The following is a 2,426-nucleotide window of genomic DNA, read 5'->3' on the forward strand; positions in this document are numbered from 1 at the left end:
CCAAATAAACTTTGGTTAACTTCTTGATTAAGAGCTGAATATCAACAAGACCAATACATCTTCCAACATAAGGCTCTGTTAGGGCTGATATAGAGCGCTTTTTGACATGATGCACTCCCTCAACAACAAGAGCATGAATGGGAAAACATTGTTTCCCACCCAAAAGCGTTTCTGGATTTTGCTCTGAAGGCGTCTTTATCCTTTTAGGCGTTAAAGACCGTAATTTCTCAATTCTTTCTAATTGCTGCTTTTCTGAATAGCTGCGAGAAAAATTATCTGTTGGGGAATGAAAAATAGCTGAGGAGCGCGCATAAACATTTACACCTGTAAACAAGCCAAAGAAAACAAAAATGGCACGAAAAATTCTCAAAAGAGAACTTTGGCGTAAAAAGATCAATAACAATACAGATTGCCCCCGCTTTGCATTATTCATGAAGCACTCTTTAAAAGAACTTCATGGAACCTCTAACAAGTCCACTCAAAACAGCCACTGCCCTATGACGCTTTTAACAAAAGCACATGCCTCTGTAACCAAAAAAAGTGATACCCAAAAACTGCTCTATTTTACAAAAACGCTTTATTTTACTTGCTGAAGATCTCTCCCCCCACATTTATATGAAAAAACCTTTAAACAAAACTGTTTAGCCCGTCAATGGTTAATACATCAATATCCCCAGTTTAATGCTACAATATATTTATCAATAATTAGAGATAAACTCACTCTCCAGCTCCTCTAAGCCACTCAACACGCATATAAACGAGACATCATGCTATCAAGCACATCCTATCGTCAAAAACCATCATAGAAAACAATAAAGAAACGTCTTTTAAAACTTTCTACTCAAATAGGAAAAACTCTCTGTACAGCGCATTAAGCACCCGTTCTCCAAAGATAATGATCTGAGTGACCTTATCAGAAGAGTTTTGTCAGTCTTGTCAGTTCATTCTAGCTCCTATATTATTTTTTTTAAATGAGAAAAAATTAAAAACATTATATTTCAATATGTTAGTATTTTAACGATACAACCTATATCGACAATACAACCTTAAATACAATCCATAATATATATTTGTCAGTTTGTGTCAGTAAATTGAACTGACAAAATAGACTATTTTAGTGACTCATAAAACTTATCAAAATACTCATTATGATATCTTAAAAGCACATATCAAATTTGTCTTTTTTCCATAAAATAAACAGCAAATTTCACTACTTTGCTGATCTTATCCCATGTCATGGGCTGTGGATAAACAAGCTTTAAAAAAACTTTTTGAAAAAATTATCCGCTTTTTTAGCATTTTTTCCAGCTTTTTCTCAATTCGTTCAAAATGGATTTAATAAGCTTCGTTTTGATTCTTTTGAAGAGAATTAATCAATAGAATACATTGTTATGGAGTTTATTCTTTATGCTTCGCCCTCATCATTCCGATAATGAACATGTCTCTTTACGCTCTCTCTTAGAATATTATCGTCAACAAGCAAAATCACCCCGTGAATTAGGAACGCTGTTTGAAAACCTTATCATGGCTTATTTGACAAACGACCCGCTTCAAAAGCAAGAATACGAAAAGGTTCAGACTTATTTGGAATGGGCTAAGGAGCATGATGAAGATGGACGTGATATCGGCATTGATCTGGTCGCTACAATCCGTGATCAAGGAGGTTATGCGGCTATTCAATGTAAATGCTATGATGCTTCTCACATAATTAAAAAAGAAGATATTGATAGCTTTATCGCTACCTCTGGGAAAAAGATTTTTATGCGCCGTATTTTGGTTGATAGCACCGAAAGCAATTGGAGTGATAATGCTAACAACACTTGTGATGGTCAAGAGGTTCGTATTCAACAGATTAATCTGTTTGATTTAGAAAACAGTCAAATTGATTGGGGCGCTTATAAAGAACGAGGACAAGCCGTCCTTAAAGAGCAACCGAAAAAAAAGCTTTTAGATCATCAGATAGAAGCGCTTGAAAGAGTTTGTGAAGGTTTAAAAGAAGCGGACCGTGGCAAGCTTATTATGGCATGTGGTACGGGTAAAACATTCACCAGTCTTAAGATAGCAGAAACCATAGCAGGAAAAGGAAAGCGTGTGTTGTTTTTAGTGCCCTCCCTTGCTTTGATGTCACAAACAATCCGTGAATGGACCCTTGATACAGAAATCCCCTTGCGTTCTTTTGCCGTGTGTTCTGATACACAAGTGGGTAAGCGTCGTAAAGGGAAACATGATGATGAGGCTAGTCTCGATGCCTCTGATCTTGTCTTGCCGGCTACGACCGATGCGCAAGCACTTGCGCGTAAAGCCAATAAAACTTCTCTTGATGTAATGACTGTAGTGTTTTCAACTTATCATTCAATCCAAGTGATTTCGGATGCTCAAAAAGACCATGATTTACCCGAATTTGATCTGATCATTTGTGATGAAGC

Annotated in this window: 2 protein-coding genes; one reads left to right on the forward strand and one right to left on the reverse strand. The window is 36.5% G+C overall.

All coding sequences use genetic code 11. The annotated features are described in order from the left end of the window. The coding region (locus tag ACFILU_RS06325) for a POTRA domain-containing protein (RefSeq protein WP_375675231.1) at positions 1–433 on the reverse strand (433 nt) is incomplete at its 3' end. A gap of 974 nt (positions 434–1,407) precedes the next feature. Between ACFILU_RS06325 and ACFILU_RS06330 the strand changes: the two genes are divergently transcribed. After that, the coding region (locus ACFILU_RS06330) for a DEAD/DEAH box helicase family protein (RefSeq protein WP_375675233.1) at positions 1,408–2,426 on the forward strand (1,019 nt) is incomplete at its 3' end.

It is taken from the genome of Bartonella sp. CL100XZDX (genome assembly GCF_042195375.1).
Taxonomy (GTDB): domain Bacteria; phylum Pseudomonadota; class Alphaproteobacteria; order Rhizobiales; family Rhizobiaceae; genus Bartonella.